The sequence below is a fragment of the Ralstonia mannitolilytica genome, assembly GCF_000954135.1.
GTDB classification, from domain to species: Bacteria; Pseudomonadota; Gammaproteobacteria; order Burkholderiales; family Burkholderiaceae; genus Ralstonia; species Ralstonia mannitolilytica.
The window spans coordinates 1,479,603-1,503,254 of sequence record NZ_CP010799.1 but is presented as its reverse complement, the minus strand read 5'-3'; the positions used below and the strand labels follow the sequence as shown (position 1 = coordinate 1,503,254).

Genomic DNA, 23,652 nt, shown 5'->3' with positions numbered 1-23,652 from the left:
GGCGATGCGTCAGCGCTCTGCGAGTTGCTGCGTGAGCCGGCCGAGCGTGGTGAGCGCCGCTTCCAGGTCGGCCGAAGGCGGCAGCCCGAAGCACAGCCGGAAGTAATGATCGAACCGGTTCAGGTTCGAGAACATCGTCCCCGGCGCAATGCGGATGCCCTGCGCCAGCGCCGCATCGAACAGCGCCACCGACGACACATTGGCCGGCAGTTCCACCCACATCGCCAGACCGCCGGCCGGCACCGACAGCCGCGTGCCGGCCGGAAAACATCCCGCGATCGACTCCGCCATCCGCTCGCGCTGCTCGCGCAAGGTCTGCCGAAGCGTGCGCAGATGCCGGTCGTACGCGCCCGATGCGATGAAGCGCCCGGCCATCACCTGCGACCACGACTCGTTCGGTCGCGACTGTGCAAACTTCAGCATCTGCACGCGCTCGTGCCAGCGGCCCGCCGCCATCCACCCGAGGCGCAGGCCGGGCGCCAGCACCTTGCTCAGTGACGCGCAATAGATGACGTTGCCTGTGCGGTCCCATGCCTTGATTGCCTTCAGCGGCGTGGGGCTGTCGGCCAGTGCGCTGTAGGTGTCGTCTTCGATCAGCGCGATGCGATGCGCATCGCAAAACGCCGCCATCCGCCGCTTGGCCGCGTCAGGCATGATGCTGCCCAGCGGGTTCTGCAGGTTCGGCACGACCACCACCGCCCGGATGTTGCCGTAGGCCTGCACCGCCATCTCCAGCGCCTCGATCGACATGCCCGTGCGCGGGCTGGTGGGAATCTCGACCGCGCGCATGCCAAGGCTTTCCAGCACCTGCAGCAGCCCGTAATACGTGGGCGATTCCACGGCCACCGTGTCGCCGGGCTGGGCGACGGCGCGCAATGCCAGATTCACTGCCTCGATGCAGCCGTGCGTGACCACCACGTCGTCCGGCGCAATCTGCACGCCCATGTCCAGCGCCCGGCGCGCCACGGCGGTCTGCAACTCGGGATGCCCGTTCGGTCGCACAGCCTGCGTGAGCAGGAGCGGATGCCGGCGCAGCATCTGCGAGGCAATCCGGTTGAGCGCTGCCGATGGATACAAGGTGGCGGCCCCGCTTGCACCCGACAGGTCGACGCGCAGAGTAGCCTGCTGCCCGCGCGCCACGATGGCCGACACGCGCGCATGCACGCCCACGTAGGCAGCGGGGTCGGGCGTTGCCACCTCCGGCTCCTTGACGGGGGCCAGCAACGCGCGGCGCGGCTGGCGCACGAAGTAGCCGGAGCGCTCCCGCGCCTCGAGCCAGCCTTCTGTCTCGAGATGCCGGCATACCTGCAGGGCGGTCGACAGGCTCACACCGTGCGTGCGCATCAACGTGCGCACTGACGGCATGCGCTCGCCGGGCGCGAGGACGCCGCTGCGGATGGCGCCGAGGTAGTGATCGGCCAACGTGCGATACAGCGGCTGTGCGGGCGGCGGAGTCAACTCGGCGACGGACATGGCGGGCGATAACACGGTGAGGTGCCCGGCACATCATGCCGGGCACGGCCACACCGCAACAGATACAGAGAGCACAAAACTGTACCGCAACAGATGTACGCCGGTGCGCCGCTGTTGCGTCCCACACGGCCGGCTCTGTGCCTGTTGCGGCACGGCGCACCACCCTACGCTGCCTTCATGTTCAGGAGATCGACATGATCGCAACGACGACACCCTCTCTCGAAGCGCTGCGCCTCGGTGCCGCACAGAACGGCCTGCACTGGTTCGCGGCCGGGACCACGCTGATCGTGCTCGAAGGGCGCGCCCAACTCGAACCTCCATCGCGTACGCAAGCCCCCGTGCGGCACACGGTCGACGCCGGGCACGCGCATGTGCTGGAGACCTCGGGCTGGTGGCACCTGTATAGCGCAGGCCGCAGCGGCGTCCACCTGCGCGTGGTACCGCCTGCTCACCCTGCGCTGCAACGCACTTGGCTGCAGATGTGGCAGTGGCTGGCAAGATCGACTCAGCCACGCAGGGTCTCGCGTGGCTGAGTGGTCAATGGCAGGACGCCGCGCTAGCGACGCTCGCCTGGAGGCGCATGCGGCGCCTGGGGCCGCTTGCCGTCATCCTTGCGAATCGACGCGTTCTCGAAGTCGCCCGGGTCTTCTTCGCCCACGCCGCTTTCGCTCGGGATCGCCGGGGCCGCGGGCCGGGCGGTCGGCTCGTCCGCGGACGGCTCCGGGTGCGCCTGCTCGCCGTGGCCGGGCCGGTTCTCGGTGCTCATGGCTGCTTGCGGCTGTTCTGATGCTGCCCCAGGCGCTGCTGGTTCTGCGGCATCTGGCCCTCTTGCGCGGCGGCGCGGCCGTCTTCGGTGGGCGTTTGCGCGGCGCGCTTGATGGACTGGTCGGTGCTGTGCTGCCGTGGCGAGCGCAGCGCGCGGTCCGCCTCTGAACTGTCCTTCGTGCCTCCGTGCGCCTGGCTGTGCTCGGTGTGGCGGTCCCCCTGGTGCATGCCCTTCTGGTCAGCCGGCTCGGCAGTGGGCTTGTGCTGTTGCTGTGCATGTTGCTTCATCGTCGGACTCCTTGTCGATTGCGGGCCGCTCAGGCGACGTGCCCGCAGCGCACACCTCACGCAACCCGCGTGCCGCCGTCACAGCGCAGAGCAGTCCTCCCGGTTGGCGCGCGCGGGTATCCGCCTTGCTGGAACTGCGGTGTCGCGCCCTGGCGCACTCGCATGCATGGAGATCCCACATGGCAACCAGCAACCTGTATCGCACTGGCGAAGCACCTGCTCAGACCGGCAAGGGCCACGGCACCGAAGCGCTTGGCCCATCCGACAGCTCGGACACCGGCAGCGACGTGGTCGGCGGCCCCGGCCTCGGCAGTGATGTTGAAGACCGCTTCGACGACGACCCCGCCGTCCACCCGCATGGCAACGCGGCCAACCGCACGGCCGGCGCAGACCTGGGCGACGTCGAGCTCGACAGCGACACCGACTCCACAGGCACCGGCGAGCGCCGCGCCGCGGGCCACGATTTCGTCACCCGCGAGGGCGGCGACCTGATGCCGGACACGGTGCGCGACGTGCGCGACCCGGGCGTGGAAACGCTGCTCGACGACGAAGCCTTCGAGCACGCCACCGGCCTGGCCGGTGAAAACGACGACGCCGACGCGCCCGACGCGGTCGACCTGGACGAAGCGCCCATCGAGCCGCAGCCCGGCACGCGCGATGTGCCGGTGCAGTCGCCATCCGGCGGCACCGATTGGTCCGACGACATGCGCCGGAACCGCCCGACTTACAAAGGCAAGCGTGTGCCGGGTCAGCACCGCAGCTAGCGAAGGGCATGGGTCTGCACGCGGCAGCCATCGCGTCTAGACTGGTGGCGGCCGCCGCAACCGGGCAGCGGCCCGCCGCGCCCGCGCCGGGCGTACATCCTGGCCCCTCCCGATGATCCGTCTTCCCCTCATCCTTCGTACGGCCGCGCTGGCAGCGGCGTTGGCCGCCGCCTTCCCGATGGCGGCCTCCGCGCAGAATGCGCAGGCCCCGGCCCGCGTGCGTGCCACCATCGACGCTGTCCACGGCAACGCCCTCGACGTCACGGACACCGCCGGCAACCAGGCCACGGTGGCGCTGCCGGCGGACCTCAGCGTGACCGAAGTCGCGCCGACCGAGCCGTCAGCCATCCGCCCCGGCAGCTACATCGGCACGGCCGCCGTCAAGCAGCCGGACGGCACGTTGCGCGCGCTGGAAGTGCATGTGTTTCCCGAAGCCATGCGCGGCACCGGCGACGGCCACCGCCCATACGACCTCGGCCCCGACAGCACCATGACCAACGGCACGGTCGAGCAGGCCGGCGCCGTGACGGCTGCCCAGGGCCGCACGCTGTCGGTGAAGTACAAGGATGGAGAGCAGCGCATCGTGGTGCCGGCCGACGTGCCCATCGTCACGTTCGCGCCGGGCCGGCGTGATGCGTTGAAGGCCGGCGCGCACGTCGTCATGTTCGTACGCGCCGACGCGCACGGCACGCTGACGGCGCAGCGCGTGCTGGTGGGCAAGGACGGGATGGTCCCGCCGATGTAAGGACCGCGCGGGCCGGCCTCGCGCGCCGGCCCGCCTTGTTAGAACGGCTTGCTGACCGAGAGCAGGAACGTGCGGCGCGGCGCGAACTGCGGCGCACCCACGCCGATACCCGTGCCATCGCGCAGCTGGTAGCTGCGGTCGAAGACGTTCAACACCGTCAGGCGCGTCTTGAACTTGCCGAGCATCGGCAGGTTGAAGTCGCGCGCGGCACCCACGTTCATCTGCCAGTAGGCCGGCAGGCGGTCGGTATTGGCAAAGCCGTTGCGCAGGCCGCTGCCGAACAGCACATCGGTCATGTACGTCGTGCCGGCATACCGATACGACACGCCGGCCGACGCGGTCAGGCGCTGGTCGTGATCGAGGTTCACCCAGTGGTTGTTGATGTAGGCCAGCTCCTCGGCGTCGAAGTTGAACTGGCCGGTCTCGATGCCCTTGCCCTGCGCGCGCGACACGGCCACATTGAGGTACGCACCGAAGTTGCCGTTGCGGTAGTTCGCGCTGCCTTCCAGGCCATAGATGCGGCCGCGCTCGAAGTTGAACGCCGAATACAGCAGCGCGTTGCCGAACTGGCCTTCGTCCTGCAGATGGCGCACGTCGCGGTAATACGCATCGAGCCCGAGCGTGAGGTGCGGCGTGACCTGGTGCGAGACGCCGATATCGAAGTAGTTCGAGCGCTCCGACCTGACCGCCGTGTTGGCATCCGACGGCAGCGCGTTCGTCGTGCCGGCAAAGGCCTGCACCGAGGTGGTATCGAACTTCTCGGTGGGTGGCGGCGTGAAGTACCGCGCATAGCCGGCATGCACGCGCGTGCGCGGCGTCAGGTCATACGTCACGCCCAGGCGCGGACTCAGTTGCTGCTCGCTGACGATGGTATTGACGTGATCGTAGCGTGCGCCGTAGTTGACGGTCAGCTTGTCGGTGGGCTTCCACTCGTCCTGCAGGTAGACGCCCAGGGTCGTGCCGCTGCCGCTGTGGTTGTCGACGATCGTGAACGGCGTGGTGCTGGTCTGCGCGCCGGTGTCATCGGCGGGGAAGACGCTGGAGGTGTTGTCGGCCACGTAGCGCTCGCGCTGCGCGAAGACGCCGAAGCGCAGCGTGTGCTTGTCACCGAGCTTGTAGCTCGCATCGCCCTGCACGCCGTACGCCTCGTTGCGGCGCGTGATGTCGGCAGCCACGCCGTTGTAGACGAGGTCGCCAATCGGATCGGGCATGTAGTCGATGCGGCTCGCGCGGCGGAACACCGACACCTGGTAGTCCAGCCTGGACGACACCTTCTGCTGGTACGTCAGGATCTGGAAGTCGGTCTTCTCGCGCTGGTTCGCATTGAGCGCCTCCGATGCCGGCGGTACCGCGCCATCGAGCGTGAACTGCGGCGCAAGCCCGGGGCGCGTGGGAATCTGGAAGCGCCCGTTGGACGTGCCGAACATGAAGCTCACGCGGCTGTCGTTGTCGAGCAGGTACGAAAGCATGCCGAACGACTTGTTCTGCGTGGTGTGGTCGTGCGTGGCGTTGCGGTTGCCCGTGGGGTTTTCGATGCCGAGGTTGTTCTCCAGGAACACGCCCGACAGGTAATAGCTGAAACGGTCCTTCGTGCCCTGGATCTGGGCGTTGACCTCGTGCGTGGCGTTGCTGCCGAGCACCGTGCCGATCTCGCCGCCGAAGGCCTTGGGCTCGCCGTCCTCGTCGGAGGCAGCGCCCTTGGTGGTGATGTCGACAATGCCGGCGGTGCGATAGCCGTACTGCGCCGGCAGCGCGCCGGTCAGCACGTTGATCTGGTTGGCGAAGCGCGTGTCGAGCATCTGGCCGAAGCCGCTGATCGGCTCGGGAATGATCACGCCGTTGATGCGGTACTGCAGGTTGGAGTGGTCGCCGCGCACGTGCAGCTGGCCGTAGGAATCCTGCACCACGCCCGGAGCCTGCAGCAGCACCTGGTTGAGCGGGGTCGCATCGCCCAGGGGCAGGCGGGCGATGTCGTCGGTGTCGAACTTGTAGACGGAGCTGCCGGTGTCGGGCGAGAGCGCGTTGCGCGCGGCATCGAGCCGCTTGGCGCTCACGCGGGTTTCGCTGAGGTCGCGGACACTGCCGGCCGGCGTGGCGGCGTTGCCGGCGTTGGCGGCAGGCGGGGCGGCTTCCTGCGCGAAGGCGGAAGCGGCCGCAAAAGGTGGCAGGACGGCGGCAAGCGCCATCACCAGCTTGGCGGGCTGGAACGGAATCATGGACAGACCTTTGAATCGAGCGGATGCGTCAGACAGCGGCTCGCGCGCGCATCACCACACGGAGCCGACGGGCAAGGCAGGAATCAAAGGGGGAACGGAGGATCGCGCGAACACACGGCCACCGGAAAGACCGGCGCGCCTGCACGGAAACCGATGCGCGGAAAGTGCCAGCGCCGGGTATGGGCCAGGCCCATCGCCGCCAGCATCGGCAAGGCGGCCGCAAGCGCTGCAAACGCTGCGCATTGCAGGCAGACGGCATGTTCCTGCGCGGGGCTGCGCTCGGTGCCGCCGGGCGTGGCCGCAGCGGTACTGACAATGCGGGGGCCGCCGCTGGCTTCCTCGCCCCAATGCGACAGCGCATGCCGCAGCGCGCCCTGCTGCCCAAACAGCAGGAACGCGGTCAGCAGGCAGGCCAGCCAACGCAATTGGAGGAAGGAGGAGCGGAACGAACGCACGGTCAGGGACGCAGATGCCGGCGCCCGACGCGATAGGGCATCGCGCGCCAACATGCAACTAAGTTGCGAATTCTGACACCGGCCGCCTGATTCAGCAATCCGTCAGGCGGGGGGCAGGACAACCCGCAACCGTAGCGCCTTTGTGTTACAGCCGCGTGTGCGCAAACCCCGCAGCCAGACCGGTCGGCAAACCGAGGCCCGGCACGGACACGCGCTTCCAGCTGGCCCGCGTCTTGCGGGCTGCCCCGGCGCGTTGCGCGGGTGCGCCCACTTCGGCGGCGTCGTGCAGCCCCGCCAGCCATGCGCCGTAGTCGAACCAGCCGTCACGCACGAGCTGCTCGCCCACGCAGTTGGCGAAGCGGTCGGACTTGGGCAGGAAGCACAGTTCGAAGCCTTCCGTCTCGCGGCGGCCATGCATCCAGCGATGCGGCACCTGGTGGCTCGCCAGCGCCTCGGACAGGCGCGTGCCATAGCGCTGCTGCGCCTGGCGGCGGGCACCGATGACGTGGAAGCTGTCGAGCAGCCGGCGCAGCCCGAGCGCCGAGCGCACGTGGCGCACCTCGGCGTCGACAAGCAGTTCGCGGTTCTGCGTGCGCGCCTGCAAGACCAGCGCAGCAAAATGGTGCGCGCCCCACTCGTTCATGTAGAACAGTTCGCCGCCGGCAAAATCGTAGGCACGGAACACGTTGACCTGATCTGCGTAGCGGAACACGTGGCGCCGGTTGGCAGCAAAGTCGGCGTCGGTGCTGTGTGGAATGCGGCGGCAATGCTGATGCGCGAACACCAGCATGCTCGGGAACGAATGCACCGAGCACGGCGACTGCGCCAGCCCCGTCACGGCGCGGATATCGACCTTGCAATGCTCGCGGCGCATGCCCACAAGCTGGCTTAGATGGTGGTGCAGTTCATCGACCCAATCAGCGTGCGGCAGATGCTTCGGAAACAGCTGATGCGCCGGCTCGGCGAGGCCGCCCTCAAGCAGGAACGGCACGCTCTTGTGCCAGATATCGAGTTTCCAGTGCGACAGCGCATCGCTTGGCGTGCGGTGGTGCGCAACCGATTGCGTGATGCTGAAAGCGCGCGACTGCAACACCCAATGCGACGCCGCGTGCAGCAGATTGGAAACGTTCATGTCACCCCCCGGAAGACTGAATCGTTCGTTTGCGGATGGCCGACCACGCTCTGGCTCTGCGGCGCAGGTTCGGCAACGTCAGGAACAACGACTCAAACGTACCCCACTTTAGAGGGGTGTGCCATGAAGTTTGTTGAAGTCCGTGTTAATAAAAATACACATACGGCGTGGGGGCTTGCCAGGCGCGCGGCGTGCTGCAAGACGGGGCATCCCCACCCGCAGGAGAGCGCGATGCCCACCCAGCCAGGCCGCACCCAAACCGACACGACGCAGCCGCCGGCCCCGTCCAAACCCGGCGCCGCGCCCGAGCAGCGTCCGCGCCAGCCCGGCGACAAGCTCGTTCCGTCCGACACGCGGCCCGACAACCCCGACCGCAAGGAACCGCCCGTGGAAGACGTCTGAGCCGCGCGCTCAGACCAGGCACATGTCGGAGACTTCCTCGTCGGACAAACCCCACGTGGTGGCGTCTTCCACGCTGACGATGGCGTCGTCCGACTTGCTGAGGCTGATGCGCTCGGGGCGCACGCGCGTCTTGGTGTTGCCCGAGTAGAACACGACCACGTCCGGCTTGAGCGCGGAGGCCTCGTTCTGGTTGACGACCACGCCGAGCCGGTTGGTGCGCAGCTTGACCAGCGTGCCCACCGGGTAGATGCCCACGCTGCGCGTGAAGGCCTGGAAGATGGTGCGGTCGAACTGCGTGTCGGTGCGCGCCATCATGTACTTGAGCGCCTGCGCCGGCGACCACGCATGGTGATACGGGCTGCTCGAGGTGAGCGTGTCGTACACATCGCAGATGGCACCCATCTTGGCCCACAGGCTGATGCCGTCGGCCTTCTGGGCGTCGGGGTAGCCGCTGCCGTCGATGCGCTCGTGGTGGTGCAGGCAGATCTCGCGCGCGATCTCGCTGAACTGCCCGGTGCCCACCAGCAGGTGGTGGCCGCCCACGGCGTGCGTCTGCAGCAGCGCGAGTTCGTCCTTGGTGAGGGCCGTGCTCTTGTCGAGCAGCGTGCGCGGCATGGCCGACTTGCCAATGTCATGCACCAGCCCGCCCAGCCCGCATTCGCGGATCTCGTCTTCAGGCAGGCCCAGCGTCTTGGCCAGCGCAACCATCAGCGCGCAGACCGCAAACGAGTGCAGGTACGTGTAGTCGTCCTTCGTCTTCAGGCGCGCCAGGGCGATGAGCGCATACGAGTTGCGTGCCAGCGAATTCGACACGTCGTCCACCAGCAGCAGCGCCTTCTCGGTTTCGAGCGCCCGGCCCATGCGGGCCTCGGCGAACATGTGGCCGAGCGTGGCCTTGCCGTTCTGCACCAGCTGCTGAGCGTGCTTCCACTCTTCCTTGAGCGACGTGGGTGTAATCGGCGGCCGGGCGGCAAGGGTCTCGCGCGTCAGTGGTTCAGGCTCGGGTACCGCTGGCGCAGAGGTCGGCATCAGGTTGGCAGGCAGTACGTCTTCGCCGCGTTCCGGATCGATCCAGACCTCGGTGATGCCCGCCTTGCGGATGTCCTCGATCTGTCCCTGGTTCGACAGCTGGAACTGCGTGCGCCAGAACGGATGCTTGAGCCATGACCCACCCAGCTTCATGACAAACATGCCGACACGCAATTGGCTCGCATCGATTTGCTTCATACCCTGCCTACCTCGGCTCGAAGTCCGGTTTTCTGATTGAAATAAGGGGCGGCATGCCTGCCGGCGCTGGCGCCGTCCTCGCCTTGACGTGGGTGCTCTGGGCCACAGCGAGTCGAGCCGCGCTTGGCCTATCGGCACGAGCCGGCAAAACTTGAGGGCGAATGTGGCGCGGACCGCATACCCCAGGGCCAAGGGGAGGCTCGCGGCGTGGCTGTTCGATTCAAACGGGTAAAGCGTCAAGACCCTCCCGTGTCGGGCTGGCAGACGGCGCCAAGCGGCGTACACTAAGCCCAGGGTGGGTGCACACCGGCCATGTATGCGGCTCCAGTGTGATCAGGCCCTCATGGATGCATGCACGATATGACCCCAGATCCCGCGTCCCAACGCAAGCAGCCCGGCCCCGACGACTTCGCGCTCAACCGCGAGGCGATCCGCTGGCTGGCGTCCCTGCCCGACGAAGTGCGGCCGATCGAGCTGGGCCGCAGGTTCCCGCGCATCATCAACACGATCGCCGCCAAGTGGGTGGACTTCATCGGCTGCCGGCGCTACCTGAACAGCCTGCAGATGGATGACCGCGGCGGCCGGCAGGGCTTTCCGTTCGAGATCGTCCAGGAAATCTGCACGCTGCGCGAATACTTCGATTCGCTCTACCCGCCCGAGAAGGATCCGTGGCAGAAGGCCATGGACGCCGACAAGCGCTGATCCGCCGTGGCAAACCGGACACGGCCCGCATGCGGGCCGTTCGTCATTCAGGCGCGGCGGCCGGCCCCGCGGCGAGCTTGTTGAGCAGCGCGAGCAGTGTCCGCCGTTCGTCGCCCGACAGATGTGCCGTCACACGGGCGTCGTGCTCGGTGACGGCACGTGTGATGTCCTCCAGCGTCGTCGCGCCCCGGGCCGTCAGCACGAGCCGGAAGGCGCGCTTGTCCTTCGGGGACGGCTGGCGCTCGACCATGCCCATCTCTTCGAGCGTGTCGACCAGCAGCACCGCGCCCGAGCGCGCCACGCCCAGGATGTTCGCCAGTTCCGTCAGCTTGAGGTTCGGGTTGTGCGCGATGACGGTCATGGCCGAAAAGCGCGGCGGCGTGATGTTCCACGCCTGCAGCGAGCGCACGAAATCTTCGTAGATGTGCAGCTGCGCGCGCCGCACCGCATAGCCGACCAGCCCGTCGAGGGCGCCATATTCCACATCGGCGAGGTGCGGGTTGAAGTGGCCGGATGCGGCCACGGCGGGGTAGAGATCGTCGGCTTTGGGCGTGCGCGGCATGGCGTTGGCGGTGGTGGCGGAGTCTCGGGATGATCGTCGGCGGCGTGCCGCTTGACCATGCGCGCACGCGCGCTTCAGTTCAGCAGTTTCCACTTGCCGTGCTCGATGGTCAGCAGCACACGGCCGCGCGCATCAAAGCCGAAGTGGTCGGCGGCCGTGTAGTTCAGCACCCCATGCGAGACGACGATGTCGCGCTCCGACTCCAGCGCCGTCTTCAGCGCCTGACGGAACTCGGGCGTGCCCGGCCGGGCCTGCTTGAGCGCCACCGGCACGATACGCTTGAGCACCTGCAGCGCGTCCCACGTGTGGGCGCCGAACTGGGTGCGCGTGTCCGGGCCGTTGGCCTTTTCGTAGCGGGTGACGTACTCGAGCGCCGTCTTCTTGCTGGGATGGCTGTCGGGCAGCTGCTCGGCCACGATCACGGGGCCCGCCGGCAGGATGGCGCCATCGACCGTCTTGCCGCCGATGCGGATCAGGTCCTTCGTCGCCGCGCCGTGCGTCTGGTAGATCGGGCCCGCATAGCCGCGATCGCGCAGCGACGTATGCGGCAGCGCAGCGCCCGTACCGGCGCCGGCCACCAGGATCGCATCGGGCTTGATGCTGACGAGCTTGGCCACCTGCCCGGTCACGCTGGTATCGGCGCGCGCATAGCGTTCCACATCGACGATCTTGATGCCGCGCGGCGTGGCGGCGGCGGCGGTGAAATCCTTGAGCCAGCTCTCGCCGTACGCATCGGCAAAGCCGATGAAGCCGACGGTCTTGACGCCGGACGCCGCCATGCGCGCGGCAATCGCCTCGGCCATCAGCGAGATCGGCTGCGCGAGGCGATACGTCCAGTCGCCCTTGCCCGGCTTCAGCTCGACCGGCGCGAGCGACAACTGCGGCGTGTGCGATTCGGTCGCGACCTCGGCGATCGCAATCGACGGCGCCACCGCCGACGAGCCGACGATGATGTCGACGTGGTCTTCCGTCACGAGCTTGCGTGCCATGCGCGTGCCGGTGGTTGGGTCCGACGCGTCGTCCACCACCACGAGGCGCAGCTTTTCGCCGCCGATGCTGTCCGGGTAGAACGCCAGCGAATTCTTCTGCGTGATGCCCAGCGACGCCGACGGCCCGGTGGTCGACAGGCTCACGCCCACGACCACGTCGGCATGGGCAGTGGTCGCAAGCAGCAGCGCGACAGCGGCGCAGATGGTGCGGCGAATGGTCATGGTCCCCTCTTCTTTTCTGGTGGTGTTGTCGTCAGGCCGGCGCGCCGCCGCCGCGGGCGGGCATGGGCGGCTGATCGCGCAGCGACTGCGGATCGAAACCGGCGAGTTTCTTGTAGCGTATCGCAATCCCTTCCAGCTCGGCGCGTGGGATCACGTCATCGATGCGGGAAAAGCCCTGCGGCGCGCGTTCGTGCGCAAGCTGCATGACCTGTTCCGGCCCGTTCAGACGATTGCGCAGCACGATGCCGGCCGTGCGCGGCAGGCGATCGGCCTCGTACTCGCGCAGAGCGATGCCGATCTCGCGTGTGCTCAGCAGGCAATCGATCAGCGCGCGCGCGTCGAGAATCGCCTGCGCGCTGCCGTTCGAGCCGATCGGGTACATCGGGTGCGCCGCGTCGCCCAGCAGCGTGACGCGGCCGAACGTCCAGCGCGGCAGCGGATCCTTGTCGACGAGCGGGAATTCGTACACGGCCTGCGCGCCGTCGATGAGCGCGGGGATGTCGATCCAATCCCATTTCCAGTCGGCAAAGGCGCTGCGAAAGATGGCACGGTCGACTTCGCGGTTCCAGTCGCTGCGCGGCGGCGCCTCGTCGGGCACGCGCAGCTCGGCGATCCAGTTGATGCGCGAGCGGCCCTGCTGGCGCAGCGGCTCGGAGATGGGGTAGGCGACGAACTTCTGGTCCTGGTGGCCGGCCATGAACATCGTGCGGCCATCGAGATACGGTTGCCCTTCGGTGACGGCCCGCCACAGCATGCGGCCGGCAAAGCGCGGCGCGTCGCCCGTGGGGTAGAACTGACGGCGCACGGCGGAGTGGATGCCGTCGGCACCGATCAGCACGTCGGCCGACGATTCGACGATGGCGTCATTGGCGCGGTCGCGCAGCGTGAAGCGCACGGGGCCGCCGCCCTCGCCAGTCGACCGGACCGCCTCGAAGCTGTGGCCGAGATGCACGGCGTCGCGCCCGAGCCGCTCCATCACGGCATCGGCCAGCGCCATCTGGAATTCGCCGCGGTGGATGGAGAACTGCGGCCAGTCATATCCCGCCGCCAGCCCGCGCGGCTCCTGCCAGATCGGCTGGCCGAAGCGGTTGTAGTACGCCAGCGCCGACGTGCGGATCGCCAGCGCGCCGAGCGTGTCTTCGAGCCCGAGTTCGCACAGCTGGCGCGCCGCGTGCGGCAGCAGGTTGATGCCCACGCCCAGCGGCCGCAGCGTCTGCACCGCCTCCCATACCTCGACCTCAAAGCCCTGCCGCTGCGCCATCAACGCAAGCGTGAGCCCGCCGATGCCCGCCCCGATGATGGCGATCTTCATGGCTGTCTCCGTCCAAATTTTTGTTGCAGTCTATAACAATTTTTCCGGATGGCCAGACCGCGTGCATCAGGGCAATCCCTAGCCCGGAGCGATGGCGCGATCGCTTGACGCTCTGTGAGATATCACAATACCATCACTCGACTTTTACAGATTCGAGGTTCTGCGATGTCGCGCCCGATCAAGCTGGTTTCTCCCGGCGCCGCCAACCCTGCCCCGTTTGCAGTGGAACCGGCCGCGCACGCCCCCAAGGGCGCGGCCATGCGCGAGCTCGCCTATGCCGAGATCAAGCGCCGCATCATGGCGTGCGAGTTCCGCCCCGGCGAGCCGCTCAACGAGGCGCAGCTCGGTGCGCTGCTCGGGCTCGGCCGCACGCCGATTCACCAGGCACTGCATCGGCTTGAAGTCGAAGGGCTGGTGCAGATCCTGCCGCGCAAGGGCGTGCTGGTGACGCCGCTCTCGCTCAACGACGTGCTCGACATGATCGAGGTGCGCGCGACCAACGAAGTGCTGTGCGTGACGCTGGCCGCCGAGCGCGCCCACCCCGCCGACCTGGAAGCCATGCGTGCCATCGTCGACGCATCGCCGGCCCTGATCGAGCAGCGCGACATTGCCGCGCTGGCGGCGCTCGACCTCAAGTTCCACCTCGCCATTTCGGCTGCCTCGCGTAACCGCGTGCTGGCCGAATTGCTGCGCGGGCTGCATGAAAAGCAGGCGCGCTTCTGGTTCCTCTCGCTTTCCGAGCCGCAACACCTGCAGAACGTGTACGACGAACACCTCGCCGTGCTCGACGCGCTCGAGCGCCGCGACGTGCCCGCCGCGCGGGAGGCCATCCGCGAGCACATCGACGAGTTCCGCCGCACGATCATCCGCACGCTCTGATTTCGATTCCCCCTTGGCTTGTTTTCCCGCTTCTTCCGGATTCCGCATGACCACGCTGCACCTGAACCTCATTGGCCACGGCCCCATCGACGTGACTGTCGACCACCTCGTCATTGCCGGCTGGACCGGCCGCGACGCCGAGGCCGTCGAACACCACATCGCCGAACTCGAAGCGATCGGCGTGGCGCGCCCAGCCCGCGTGCCGTGCTTCTATCGCGTGTCGGCGTCGCTCTTGACCACCGATGCGCGCGTCGAGATTCCCGGCGCCGATTCGTCCGGTGAAGCGGAATTCGTGCTGTATTCCACGCCGATGGGCCTGCTGGTCGGCATCGGGTCGGACCATACCGACCGCAAGGTCGAAGCCTATGGCGTGACGGTCTCCAAGCAGATGTGCGCCAAGCCCGTGAGCCGCGACGTGTGGCGCTTCGACGCGCTGGCCGACCACTGGGACAGCCTCCAGATGAAGACTTGGCGCACACGCGACGGCCAGACCGCGCTGTACCAGGAAGGCAGCGTCACGCGCATGCTCGACCCGCGCGACCTCATCCGCCGCTACACCGGCGCCGACACGCTGCCGGTGGGGACCGCCATGTTCTGCGGCACGCAGCCGATCATCGGCGAACTCGGTTTTGGCGAGGCGTTCGACATGGCGCTGATCGACCCGGTGTCGGGCAGCGAGCTGCGCCATCGCTATGCTGTCCACACCCTGCCTGTTGAAGGCTGAAGCGCCCACCGGAGATTGCCGCATGACGACGCCCCGCCCCAACACCATCCGCGCACTCGCCGCCGACCTGGCTGCCGGCCGCACCACCAGCGTTGCCTTGACTGAAGCCGCGCTCGAGCGTGCCGAATCGCACCGCGCCTCCGGTGGTGCCGCGTACGTGAGCCTCGATGCGCAAGCCGCGCTCGCCATGGCGCGTGCCGCCGATGCCGCACGCGCGGCAGGCAATGTGCCCTCGCTGCTGGCCGGGCTGCCGGTGTCGATCAAGGACCTGTTCGACGTGGCCGGCCAGGTGACGGCCGCCGGCTCCCGCGCACTGGCCGACCGGCCGCCCGCCACCGCCGACGCCGCCGCCGTGGCGCGCCTGCGCGCAGCCGGTGCGGTGCTGCTCGGCCGCACCAACATGAGCGAGTTCGCGTTCTCGGGCCTCGGCCTGAACCCGCACTACGGCACGCCGCGCACGCCGGCCGACAACGCGCGAGCCGCCGGCGGCTCCACGTCCGGCGGCGCCGTCACCGTGGCGGGCGGCATGGCCGTCGCGGCGCTGGGCACCGACACGGGCGGGTCGATCCGCATTCCGTCGGCGTTCTGCAATCTGACCGGCTTCAAACCCACGGCGCGCCGCGTGCCGATGACGGGCGGCGTGCCACTGTCGACCTCGCTCGATTCGGCCGGACCGCTGGCGAACTCCGTCGATTGCTGCGCCATCGTCGATGCCATCCTCAGTGGCGAGACGCTCGACACCGATGCCGTGCCGCTGGCCGGCTTGCGCCTCGGCGTCACGCAGGACTACGTGGGCGCGGGCCTCGACGACACGGTCGCCAGGGCATTCGACCGCGCCGTGGAACAGCTCGAACGCGCAGGCGCACACATCGTGCGTTTCGAATTTCCCGAACTGCTCGAACTGCCGGAGATCAACGGCGGCGGCGGGCTCACGGCCGCCGAGGCCTGGGCGTGGCACCGTCCGCTGCTGGCCCGCGCCGAGGCCCACTACGACCCGCGCGTGGCCGCACGCATCCGCCGCGGCGAGCAGATGGGCGCGGCGGCGTACATCGACGTCATGCAGGCACGCGCACGCATGATTGCCGCCGCACGCAAGCGCCTGGCCAACTTCGATGCGTGGCTGATGCCGACGGTGGCCATCGTGCCGCCCGAAGTCGCCCCGCTCGAAGCCGACGACGCACAGTTCTTCCGCACCAATGCACTCGCGTTGCGCAACCCGAGCGTGATCAATTTCCTGGACGGCTGCGCGCTGACGCTGCCTGCCCACGCCGCTGGCGAACTGCCGGCGGGCTTGTCGCTGTGTGGTCTCGCGGGCGACGACGCGCGCGTCCTGCGTGTCGGCCGGGCGGTGGAGGCTGCGCTGCGTTGATCGGCTAGCACGAACCTGCCGCCTGCCGCTGGGCCACGCGGGCGGTTCTCTTCAATCACCACGAAAAAGGCGCGCCGCAGACGCGCCCGGCCCTACTCACGCCTGCGTTTCGTCGCACAAAGCGGCACAACGAAGCGCCGGCAAGCTCTCACGCTATCGGAGGAAACCATGTCGCAAATCCAAGCCTTGCCGGCCCACCCCACGGATCCGGCCAGCAGCCCCCCTGAAGACGCCGCGCTGGAGGCCACCTACCGCCGCATCGCCATGCGGCTCGTGCCCTTCCTGGTGATCCTGTTCATCCTCGCGTGGATCGACCGCGTGAACGTCGGCTTCGCCAAGCTGCAGATGCTGCAGGACCTGCAGTTCAGCGAAGCCGTCTACGGCTTGGGTGCCGGCATCTTCTTCATCGGCTACTTCCTGTTTGAAGTGCCGAGCAACCTGCTGCTGGAAAAGATCGGTGCGCGCAAGACGCTCGCCCGCATCACCATTCTGTGGGGCCTGGCCTCGATGGCGATGATCTACGTGAAGACGCCCACGTCGTTCTACGTCATGCGCTTCCTGCTCGGCATCTTTGAAGCCGGGTTCTTCCCGGGCGTGGTGCTGTACCTGACGTACTGGTTTCCCTCCGCACACCGCGCGCGCATCAACGGCTTGTTCATGACGTCGTTTGCAATTGCCGGCGTGGTGGGCGGCCCGATTGCCGGCTTCATCATGAGCCGCATGGAAGGCGTGGGCCACCTGGCCAACTGGCAATGGCTGTTCCTGCTCGAAGGCATTCCGTCGGTGCTGGCCGGCTTCGCGGTGCTCGCCTGGCTGCCCGAAACACCGCGCCAGGCCAAGTGGCTGTCTGCTGCGGAGCAAGACGCCGTCATCCGCGCCGTCGAGGTGGAGAACCGCGACCCCGCAAAGCACGCCTCGTTTGGCGCGGCGCTGGCCAACGCCCGCGTGTGGATCTGCGCGCTGATCTACTTCTGCGTCGTCAGCGGCAACGCCACCATCGCCTCCTGGACGCCGTCGATCATCAAGGAGCTTGGCGTGCAGGGCAATTTCCAGATCGGCCTGATCGCGGCCATTCCGTTCATCGCCGGCACGATTGCGATGGTCTGGAACGGCGCGCATTCCGACCGTACCGGCGAGCGCCGCATGCACTGCGCCATCGCCGCTCTCATCGCCAGCGCCGGCCTCGTCGCCACCGGCGCGCTGCTCGGCACTCCGCTGCTGGCGCTGCTGGCCCTGACCGTCGCCGCCATCGGTATCCTCGCCGCGTTCCCGGTGTTCTGGTCGATCCCCGCTGTCTTCCTGGCCGGCACCGCAGCCGCAGGCGGCATCGCCCTCATCAACTCCATCGGCAACCTCGCCGGCTTCGTCGCGCCGTACATGATCGGCTGGCTGAAGACCAGCACCGGCCACCTCTCCGCCGGCCTCTACTTCGTAGCCGCGCTGGAGCTGGGCGCCGCCGTCCTGGTCATCCTGGGCACGCGCAAACACTAAGCCCCAACAGCAAACAGACCATCGTCGCGCCAATCCCCGCGCCGCGATGGTCTGGCCGTTGAGGTTCCTGCCCTAGATGGCGCCTTGAATTTCTGTTGCAGGGAGGAAAAAGGAAGGAGGCCTGTCTGAGCGCAGCGAGTTTGCCTCCTTCCCCTCCCTGCGACAGAAATTCAAGGAGTGGGTCGCCATCTCGGGCACGCCTTTCTTTGCTTACCTTTCTTTGGCAAGACAAAGAAAGTAAGTCGGCCCCGGCAGGGGACGAAACAAGCGATGCACGATCAACAACAAAACCCCGCAAGCGGGGTCCCAAACCCCACCGCGCGTTACGGTCTTCAACTGACCACCTTGTAACCCATCCGGAACCCACCCCAGTGGCGGCCCCTGACGTAAATCGGTGCCGACACATCCTTCATCATCACGAACGTCCCGTTCCCCATATCCCGCCGATAAGTCTGCAGCAAGAACGCCTCGGTATTGCGCGCAGCCCCCAGCCCCGTGCGGTCAGTAAAGAGCCGCCGGTTGCGGCTGTTCGCAGCATTCCATGCCGGATCACTGCCCTGCGGCTGCGAGAACTTCAGGTTGTGCGTGGGCAGATAGCCGTTGTTGTCCACCGCGGCACAGAACACCACCCGCGGGTCCAGCGCGAGCAGCGGCTCCTGCACCGCAGGCAGTGCGCGATCGGTCAACGCGGTAAAGCGCGTCAGGTACTGCGGCGGGTCGGTATTCGGCACCGGCTGATACGCGCGGTCGAACAGGTCGGCCTCGCTGATATCGCCACGCGCCAGCGCCGATTCAAACAGCACACCGATCTTGCGCGCTGCCGCCTGCACGGCCTCGATGAAGGGCGTGTCGCCACCCTTGACGCCGGTCGATGCCGTCAGCCGGATCAGCGTTTCCGAAGCGCCCAGCAGACCGGCCAGCTGCTGCTGCGCGCTGTCGATGTTGTGGCTCGACTGCTTGACGCCCTCGGCCATGGCGTCCACCTCGTGCGCGAGTGACGCGCATTCCGCCTCGATGGCGGCGGTGGACTCGGCAATGCTGGTGGCTTCGGCGTCAAAGCGTGCGATGGCCTCGCCGGCCACGCCGATCACCGCGCCGATGGCCTGCGTGCCCGCGTCCACGCGCTGCGCGCGCGACACGTTGGCGCTGCTGTCGCCGATGAGCTTGTCGGTCTGGCCGGACAGATCGGCCAGCGTGGTCTCGATACGCCGCGTGGCGTCGGCCGTCTGTCCTGCCAGCTGCTTGACGGCACCGGCCACCACCGCGAAGCTGCGGCCCGATTCTCCGGCGCGCGCGGCCTCGATGGCGGCGTTGATGGCGAGCAGGTTCGTCTGCTTGGCAATCTGCGAGATCTGTTCTGCAGCCTGGGCCACCTGCGTGAGCGCCTCGCGCAGGGCGGCAACCTGCTGCTCCATGCTGGCCACGCCGACGGCCAGTTCGCGGATGTCCCGCAGCGACGCATCGACCGTGGCCCGCGAGCCGCTCACCTCCTCGCTGGCGTGCGAGGCCACTTCACGCGCGTGGCGCGCTGCCACGGCGATGTCGTGGTTGCCGCGCATGGTGGCATCGGCAGCGGCGCGCAGCTGGTCGAACACGTCGGCCTGGCGGCGCAGGCGCGCAGCCACGTCCTCCACATTGCCGGACACCTCGCAGATGCCGATGCCGACGCGGCCGGCTTCTTCGGCAATGCGGGCCACCAGGTCAGGAGAGGCATTCGGGCCGCGGCCCCAGGCGAATGGCTTCACTTGCGTTGGTCTCCGGTTGTTGTTGTGTCGGCCCCACGATGGCGCGGGGCAACCCTCTACGGGGGTTATCGGCGCCGGCGGGCGCCCACTTGAGTGACGCTACCTGCCCGGGCTTACGCAGGCATTACGCGAGTGCCGCGCGGCCCCGGCGCAGCCGCGCCTCGTAGGCCTCGGCCGTCATGGGCGGCCCGAACAGGAAGCCCTGCAGCTTGTCGCAGCCGGCGGCCTGCAGGAATTCCGCCTGCTCCAGCGTCTCGACGCCCTCGGCGGTGACGCTCATGTCGAGCGACGCGGCCATCGCCACCACCGCGCGCGAGATCACGACCGAATCGCGATGGCGCGGAATGCCCGAGACGAACGACCGGTCCACCTTGAGGTTGTCGATCGGAAAGCGCTGCAGGTACGACAGCGAGGAGTAGCCCGTGCCGAAATCGTCGATGGAAATGCGCACGCCCAGCGCCGTCAGGGCATCGAGCATCGGCATCACGGCGGCGGTGTCGCGCATGAGCAATCCCTCGGTGATCTCCATCTCGAGCGCGCTGGCGGGCAGGCCGGCCTCGTCCAGGCAACGCGCGATGGTCGGCACCAGCCCCTCCCCGAACTGGCGCGGCGAGAGGTTCACCGCCACGAAGAACTCCGGCATGCAGGTGGCGCGCCAGTGCGCAGCCTGGCGGCATGCCTGTGCCAGCGTCCACGCGCCGATGTCGTTGATGAGCCCGGCGTCTTCGGCCACGGGAATGAACTCCGCGGGCGACACCTCGCCGAGTTCCGCACTGTGCCAGCGCAGCAGCACCTCGGCGCCGACGATGTCCATCGCTGTGGCGTCGACGATCGGCTGAAAGCGCAGCGAGAGCTCGCCCGCACCGAGCGCGCGGCGCAGGTGGTGCTCGAGCTGGAAGCGCCGCTGTGCACGCTGCGACAGGCGCGCGGTGTACACGCGGTGCTGGTTGCGCCCGTTCTGCTTGGCGTTGTACATGGCGGCATCGGCGCTGCGCAGCAGCGTGGCGGCATCGGCGCCGTGCTCGGGGTACAGCGCAATGCCGATCGACGCGCCAAGGTAGTACTCGATGCCGCCGGTGGAAAACGGCTGCGCGATCGCGCGGACGATGCGCCTGGCCAGCCGCTCGGCCTCGCCGAGCGAGCGCACGTCGTCGAGCAGCACGACGAATTCATCGCCGCCGAGGCGGGCCAGCGTATCGCTCTCGCGCACGCAGCCCGACAGCCGTTGCGCGACGATGCGCAGCAGGTGGTCTCCGGCCTCATGGCCGGCCGTGTCGTTGACCTTCTTGAAGCCGTCCAGGTCGAGAAACAGCACGGCCACCTGGCGGTGCTCGGACGCGGCCCGGTCCATCACGGCCTGCATGCGCTGTGAGAAGAACGCGCGGTTGTACAGGCCGGTGAGCGCATCGCGCTGCGCCAGGAACGTCAGCTGCTGCTGCGCGGCGCGCGCGGGCCCGATGTCGTTGAACGAGATGAGCACGGCCGATGGAGCCTCGTCGCCGGGGCGGATGATCGGCAGCACGTTTTCGTGCACCCATACGATCTCGCCGTCCACGAGTTCGAGACCGATGGTCAGACCCAGCAGCGGACGTCCGGTGTTGAGCACCACGCGCGTGGGGCGCTCGTCAAACGGGATCTCGGTGCCGTCTTCGCGCAGCGAACGCCGCATCAGCGCGAGATGGCTGGTGCCCACCGGTGAGACGGGGCCCGCGCGCAGGATGCGCCGCGCGCTCGGGTTGCACGCGAGGATGGTGCCGTCGGCCGCCTGCACGACGATGCCCTCGGTCAGGTTGTCGACGGCCAGGCGGTAGCGCTCTTCGCTCTCCTGCAGCTCGCGCGCGATATGCGCCTTCTGAATCGCCACGCCGACGATGTCGGTGATGGCGTCGAGCAGGCCCATCGCATCGGCCGTCGGCGCGCGCGGCGTGTCGTAATAGATGCCCATCGCGCCGATCATCTGCGCGTTGTCGCCGCGGATGGGCGTGGACCAGCACGCGCGCAAGCCGAGCGGGACCACCAGCTCGCGGTAGTCGTCCCACAGTGGATCGGCGAGGATGTCCTCCACCACCACGCGCCGGTTGAGGTACATGGCGGTGCCGCAGGAGCCGTGCGCGGGGCCGATCGCCAAGCCCACGAGCCCCTGCGAGAGCACGGACGGCAGCGACGGCGCGACGGCTTGCGTAACGTGCTCGCCGTCGCTGCACAGCAGCACGGAACACATGGCGCCGTCGCCAAGCAGCCCTTCCACCAGCCGGCATACCTCGGCGAGCAGGTCAGGCAGCGGAACATTGCGCGAGCTCAGTTCGAGCACGGTTTTCTCGCACCGCAGCAGTTCCTTGGCGCGCGCGGTTTCCGCGGCCAGGGCGCGGTAGTTGGCTTCCGATTCGCGCAGCGCCTGTTCGGCCTGCTTGCGCTGCGTGATGTCGCGCGCCACGACCTGGATGGCGGTGCGCCAGCCAAGCTGCACCGGGGCGGAGAGCACCTCCACCTCCACCGGCGTGCCATCGCAGCGCAGCAGCGTCTGCTCCACCGGCGGCAGACCCGCGCCGTGTTCGACCATCCAGACGCGCCGCTGGCGGGCCAGTTGCACCGAGTTATCGTGGACGAATTCATCGAGCTCGCGGCCGACGATATCCCGCGCGCTCTGCCCACCCAACAGCCGAACGCCCGCCTCGTTGATGAAAACGATGATGTCGTCCGCCACGATGTACAGCGCATCCGGCATTTGCCGGACGAGTGCCTCGTAACGATCGTCAGCGAGCGGCAGCGGCCTGGGGGCGTCCGGGACGGTCGCATCCTGTCCGGGACGGTCAGGCCGCTCGGTGGAAGTGGCGTCCATATGGCCTGGGCTGTTTTCTGAGATATCGACCAAGGCAGCCGGAAAGTTAAGGCGTTCGGATGGGGCTCCCCACTACAGAGTGGGACAAACGACCGAGGCGCCGACAGCCGGCACGCCGGTTGCGGCACAATGCCGGCACGACACCGAACAAGTGCGCACACCGAAGTGGGCCCTATGCAATCGTTTTCGTCCTCTGTCGGCCACGTGGCCGGCCTCGTTTCGCGCCGCACCCTCCTCGCCGACGGCCTGGCGGAAGCGGCCGTGCAATTCCGCGACGGGCGGATCGTCGCATGTGACGCCCAGCCGACGCGCGGCATGATCGACTGCGGCGACCTGCTGGTGCTGCCCGGCATCGTCGACGTGCATGGGGACGCCTTCGAACGCGCCGTCATGCCGCGCCCCGGCGTGGCCTTCCCGTACGAAACGGCCCTGGCCGACGTCGACGGCCAACTACTGGCCAACGGCATCACCACCGAGTTCCACGGCGTCACGTATTCGTGGGAAGGCGGCTTGCGCGGCCGCAGCTATGCGCTGCGCATGCTCGATACGCTCGACGCCATGCGCCCGCACCTCGGCGCGCAGCACCTGATGCACCTGCGCTTCGAGCTGCACCATGCCGACGGCGTGGCCGACGCACTGGCCTGGATGGAGGCCGGGCGCGTGCATTTCCTGTCGTTCAACGACCACCTGCCCGTCATGCGCGACAAGCTGGGCGACGCGCGCAAGCTCGGGCAGTACGCCGACCGCGCCGAATGCGACGTCGACACGTTCCTTGTCCGGTTCCATGCAGCGGCGGCCAACGCCGGCAAGGTGGACACGGTGACCGCCACGCTGGCCCGGGCCGCCCGCGAGCGCGGCATCCGCATGGCCTCGCATGACGAGCCCGACGTGGCCACGCGCGACGCGTTCCACGCGCACGGATGCACCGTCACCGAATTTCCGCTGACCGAGGCCGTCGCCCGCGCCGCGCGCGCACACGGCGGCCACATCGTGTTCGGGGCGCCCAACGTGGTGCGCGGCGGCAGCCACAACGGCGCGCCGGATGCCACGGCCATGGTGGCTGCGGGGCTGGGCACCGTGCTGGCCTCGGATTACTACTACCCAGCGCTCCTGGCCGCGCCCTTCAAGCTGGCAGAGCGTGGCGTGGCAAGCCTGCCGCAGGCGTGGAAGCTCGTGGCCGCGCATCCCGCCGAAGCGGCAGGGCTGGCCGACCGCGGCACGCTCGCCACAGGCATGCGCGCCGATGCCATCGTCGTGGACGACCGCCGCCCCGGCCTGCCGCGCGTGGTGGCCGCCGTGGTGGGCGGCCGTCTGCGCCACGCCGCGGGGCATCTGCCGCTGATCGGCTGAA

The 23,652-nt window shown here is 68.2% G+C and carries 22 protein-coding genes; 10 read left to right on the top strand and 12 right to left on the bottom strand.

The window, feature by feature from the left end; all coding sequences use genetic code 11:
- Positions 1 to 9: 9 nt before the first annotated feature.
- Entirely contained in the window at positions 10 to 1,473 is a 1,464-nt protein-coding gene (locus TK49_RS07150; protein ID WP_045786094.1) for an aminotransferase-like domain-containing protein, read from the bottom strand.
- Between the two features lie 194 nt (positions 1,474 to 1,667).
- Here TK49_RS07150 and TK49_RS07145 point away from each other — a divergent pair, with 194 nt between their 5' ends.
- Positions 1,668 to 2,006 (top strand): hypothetical protein, encoded by a 339-nt coding sequence (locus TK49_RS07145; protein ID WP_045786093.1) that lies wholly within the window; start codon positions 1,668 to 1,670, stop codon positions 2,004 to 2,006.
- Between the two features lie 23 nt (positions 2,007 to 2,029).
- On the opposite strand, the gene TK49_RS07140 is transcribed toward TK49_RS07145, so the two are convergent.
- Positions 2,030 to 2,239 (bottom strand): lysozyme family protein, encoded by a 210-nt coding sequence (locus TK49_RS07140; protein ID WP_045786092.1) that lies wholly within the window; start codon positions 2,237 to 2,239, stop codon positions 2,030 to 2,032.
- A complete protein-coding gene (locus TK49_RS07135) occupies positions 2,236 to 2,526 on the bottom strand; it encodes a hypothetical protein (RefSeq protein ID WP_045786091.1) in 291 nt (96 codons plus the stop codon). The genes TK49_RS07140 and TK49_RS07135 overlap by 4 nt, the downstream gene beginning before the upstream one ends.
- 179 nt (positions 2,527 to 2,705) lie before the next feature.
- On the opposite strand from TK49_RS07135, the gene TK49_RS07130 reads away from it, so the two are divergent.
- Together TK49_RS07130 and TK49_RS07125 are read left to right on the top strand one after the other, a co-directional pair.
- The gene (locus TK49_RS07130; RefSeq protein ID WP_045786090.1) at positions 2,706 to 3,290 is read left to right on the top strand and encodes a hypothetical protein; all 585 of its coding nucleotides are present in this window, start codon (positions 2,706 to 2,708) and stop codon (positions 3,288 to 3,290) included.
- Between the two features lie 112 nt (positions 3,291 to 3,402).
- The gene (locus TK49_RS07125) at positions 3,403 to 4,035 is read left to right on the top strand and encodes a hypothetical protein (RefSeq protein WP_045786089.1); all 633 of its coding nucleotides are present in this window, start codon (positions 3,403 to 3,405) and stop codon (positions 4,033 to 4,035) included.
- Positions 4,036 to 4,073: 38 nt separating this feature from the next.
- Here TK49_RS07125 and TK49_RS07120 read toward each other — a convergent pair whose 3' ends face one another.
- The 3 genes from TK49_RS07120 to TK49_RS07110 all read right to left on the bottom strand — a co-directional run bounded on the left by TK49_RS07120 (position 4,074) and on the right by TK49_RS07110 (position 7,838).
- Complete coding sequence (locus tag TK49_RS07120; RefSeq protein ID WP_045786088.1) at positions 4,074 to 6,251, bottom strand: TonB-dependent receptor; 2,178 nt, start codon at positions 6,249 to 6,251, stop codon at positions 4,074 to 4,076.
- An 83-nt stretch (positions 6,252 to 6,334) separates the two neighbouring features.
- Positions 6,335 to 6,706, bottom strand: coding sequence for a hypothetical protein (locus tag TK49_RS07115; RefSeq protein WP_045787790.1), 372 nt, complete (start codon positions 6,704 to 6,706; stop codon positions 6,335 to 6,337).
- A gap of 145 nt (positions 6,707 to 6,851) precedes the next feature.
- Entirely contained in the window at positions 6,852 to 7,838 is a 987-nt protein-coding gene (locus TK49_RS07110) for a DUF6685 family protein (RefSeq protein WP_045786087.1), read from the bottom strand.
- A 231-nt stretch (positions 7,839 to 8,069) separates the two neighbouring features.
- On the opposite strand from TK49_RS07110, the gene TK49_RS24755 reads away from it, so the two are divergent.
- Positions 8,070 to 8,240 (top strand): hypothetical protein, encoded by a 171-nt coding sequence (locus TK49_RS24755; RefSeq protein WP_164490895.1) that lies wholly within the window; start codon positions 8,070 to 8,072, stop codon positions 8,238 to 8,240.
- A 9-nt stretch (positions 8,241 to 8,249) separates the two neighbouring features.
- Here the strand turns inward: TK49_RS24755 and TK49_RS07105 are convergent, their stop codons facing one another.
- Positions 8,250 to 9,467, bottom strand: a complete 1,218-nt coding sequence (locus TK49_RS07105; protein WP_045786086.1) for a cyclic di-GMP phosphodiesterase — start codon at positions 9,465 to 9,467, stop codon at positions 8,250 to 8,252.
- A 351-nt stretch (positions 9,468 to 9,818) separates the two neighbouring features.
- Between TK49_RS07105 and TK49_RS07100 the strand changes: the two genes are divergently transcribed.
- Positions 9,819 to 10,169: a hypothetical protein gene (locus tag TK49_RS07100; protein ID WP_045786085.1), complete on the top strand. Its 351-nt coding sequence runs from the start codon at positions 9,819 to 9,821 to the stop codon at positions 10,167 to 10,169.
- A 43-nt stretch (positions 10,170 to 10,212) separates the two neighbouring features.
- Here TK49_RS07100 and TK49_RS07095 read toward each other — a convergent pair whose 3' ends face one another.
- The 3 genes from TK49_RS07095 to TK49_RS07085 all read right to left on the bottom strand — a co-directional run bounded on the left by TK49_RS07095 (position 10,213) and on the right by TK49_RS07085 (position 13,254).
- Positions 10,213 to 10,731: a MarR family winged helix-turn-helix transcriptional regulator gene (locus TK49_RS07095; protein ID WP_045786084.1), complete on the bottom strand. Its 519-nt coding sequence runs from the start codon at positions 10,729 to 10,731 to the stop codon at positions 10,213 to 10,215.
- 74 nt (positions 10,732 to 10,805) lie between these two features.
- Positions 10,806 to 11,942: an ABC transporter substrate-binding protein gene (locus TK49_RS07090; protein ID WP_045786083.1), complete on the bottom strand. Its 1,137-nt coding sequence runs from the start codon at positions 11,940 to 11,942 to the stop codon at positions 10,806 to 10,808.
- 31 nt (positions 11,943 to 11,973) lie between these two features.
- Positions 11,974 to 13,254: a flavin-dependent oxidoreductase gene (locus tag TK49_RS07085; RefSeq protein ID WP_045786082.1), complete on the bottom strand. Its 1,281-nt coding sequence runs from the start codon at positions 13,252 to 13,254 to the stop codon at positions 11,974 to 11,976.
- Between the two features lie 165 nt (positions 13,255 to 13,419).
- On the opposite strand from TK49_RS07085, the gene TK49_RS07080 reads away from it, so the two are divergent.
- From TK49_RS07080 to TK49_RS07065, 4 genes are all read left to right on the top strand, one after another.
- Positions 13,420 to 14,133, top strand: coding sequence for a GntR family transcriptional regulator (locus TK49_RS07080; protein WP_045786081.1), 714 nt, complete (start codon positions 13,420 to 13,422; stop codon positions 14,131 to 14,133).
- Positions 14,134 to 14,179: 46 nt separating this feature from the next.
- Positions 14,180 to 14,857 carry a DUF2848 domain-containing protein gene (locus TK49_RS07075; protein ID WP_045786080.1) on the top strand — a complete coding sequence of 226 codons (678 nt, stop codon included), beginning with the start codon at positions 14,180 to 14,182 and terminating at the stop codon, positions 14,855 to 14,857.
- Between the two features lie 22 nt (positions 14,858 to 14,879).
- On the top strand, positions 14,880 to 16,226 hold the full coding sequence (locus tag TK49_RS07070; protein ID WP_045786079.1) for an amidase: 1,347 nt from the start codon (positions 14,880 to 14,882) through the stop codon (positions 16,224 to 16,226).
- A 168-nt stretch (positions 16,227 to 16,394) separates the two neighbouring features.
- Entirely contained in the window at positions 16,395 to 17,717 is a 1,323-nt protein-coding gene (locus tag TK49_RS07065; RefSeq protein ID WP_045786078.1) for an MFS transporter, read from the top strand.
- A gap of 332 nt (positions 17,718 to 18,049) precedes the next feature.
- Here TK49_RS07065 and TK49_RS07060 read toward each other — a convergent pair whose 3' ends face one another.
- Positions 18,050 to 19,462, bottom strand: coding sequence for a methyl-accepting chemotaxis protein (locus TK49_RS07060; protein ID WP_045786077.1), 1,413 nt, complete (start codon positions 19,460 to 19,462; stop codon positions 18,050 to 18,052).
- A gap of 124 nt (positions 19,463 to 19,586) precedes the next feature.
- Complete coding sequence (locus TK49_RS07055) at positions 19,587 to 22,301, bottom strand: sensor domain-containing protein (protein ID WP_045786076.1); 2,715 nt, start codon at positions 22,299 to 22,301, stop codon at positions 19,587 to 19,589.
- A gap of 174 nt (positions 22,302 to 22,475) precedes the next feature.
- Here TK49_RS07055 and TK49_RS07050 point away from each other — a divergent pair, with 174 nt between their 5' ends.
- Positions 22,476 to 23,651, top strand: coding sequence for an alpha-D-ribose 1-methylphosphonate 5-triphosphate diphosphatase (locus TK49_RS07050; protein ID WP_045786075.1), 1,176 nt, complete (start codon positions 22,476 to 22,478; stop codon positions 23,649 to 23,651).
- The last annotated feature ends 1 nt before the right edge of the window (position 23,652 follow it).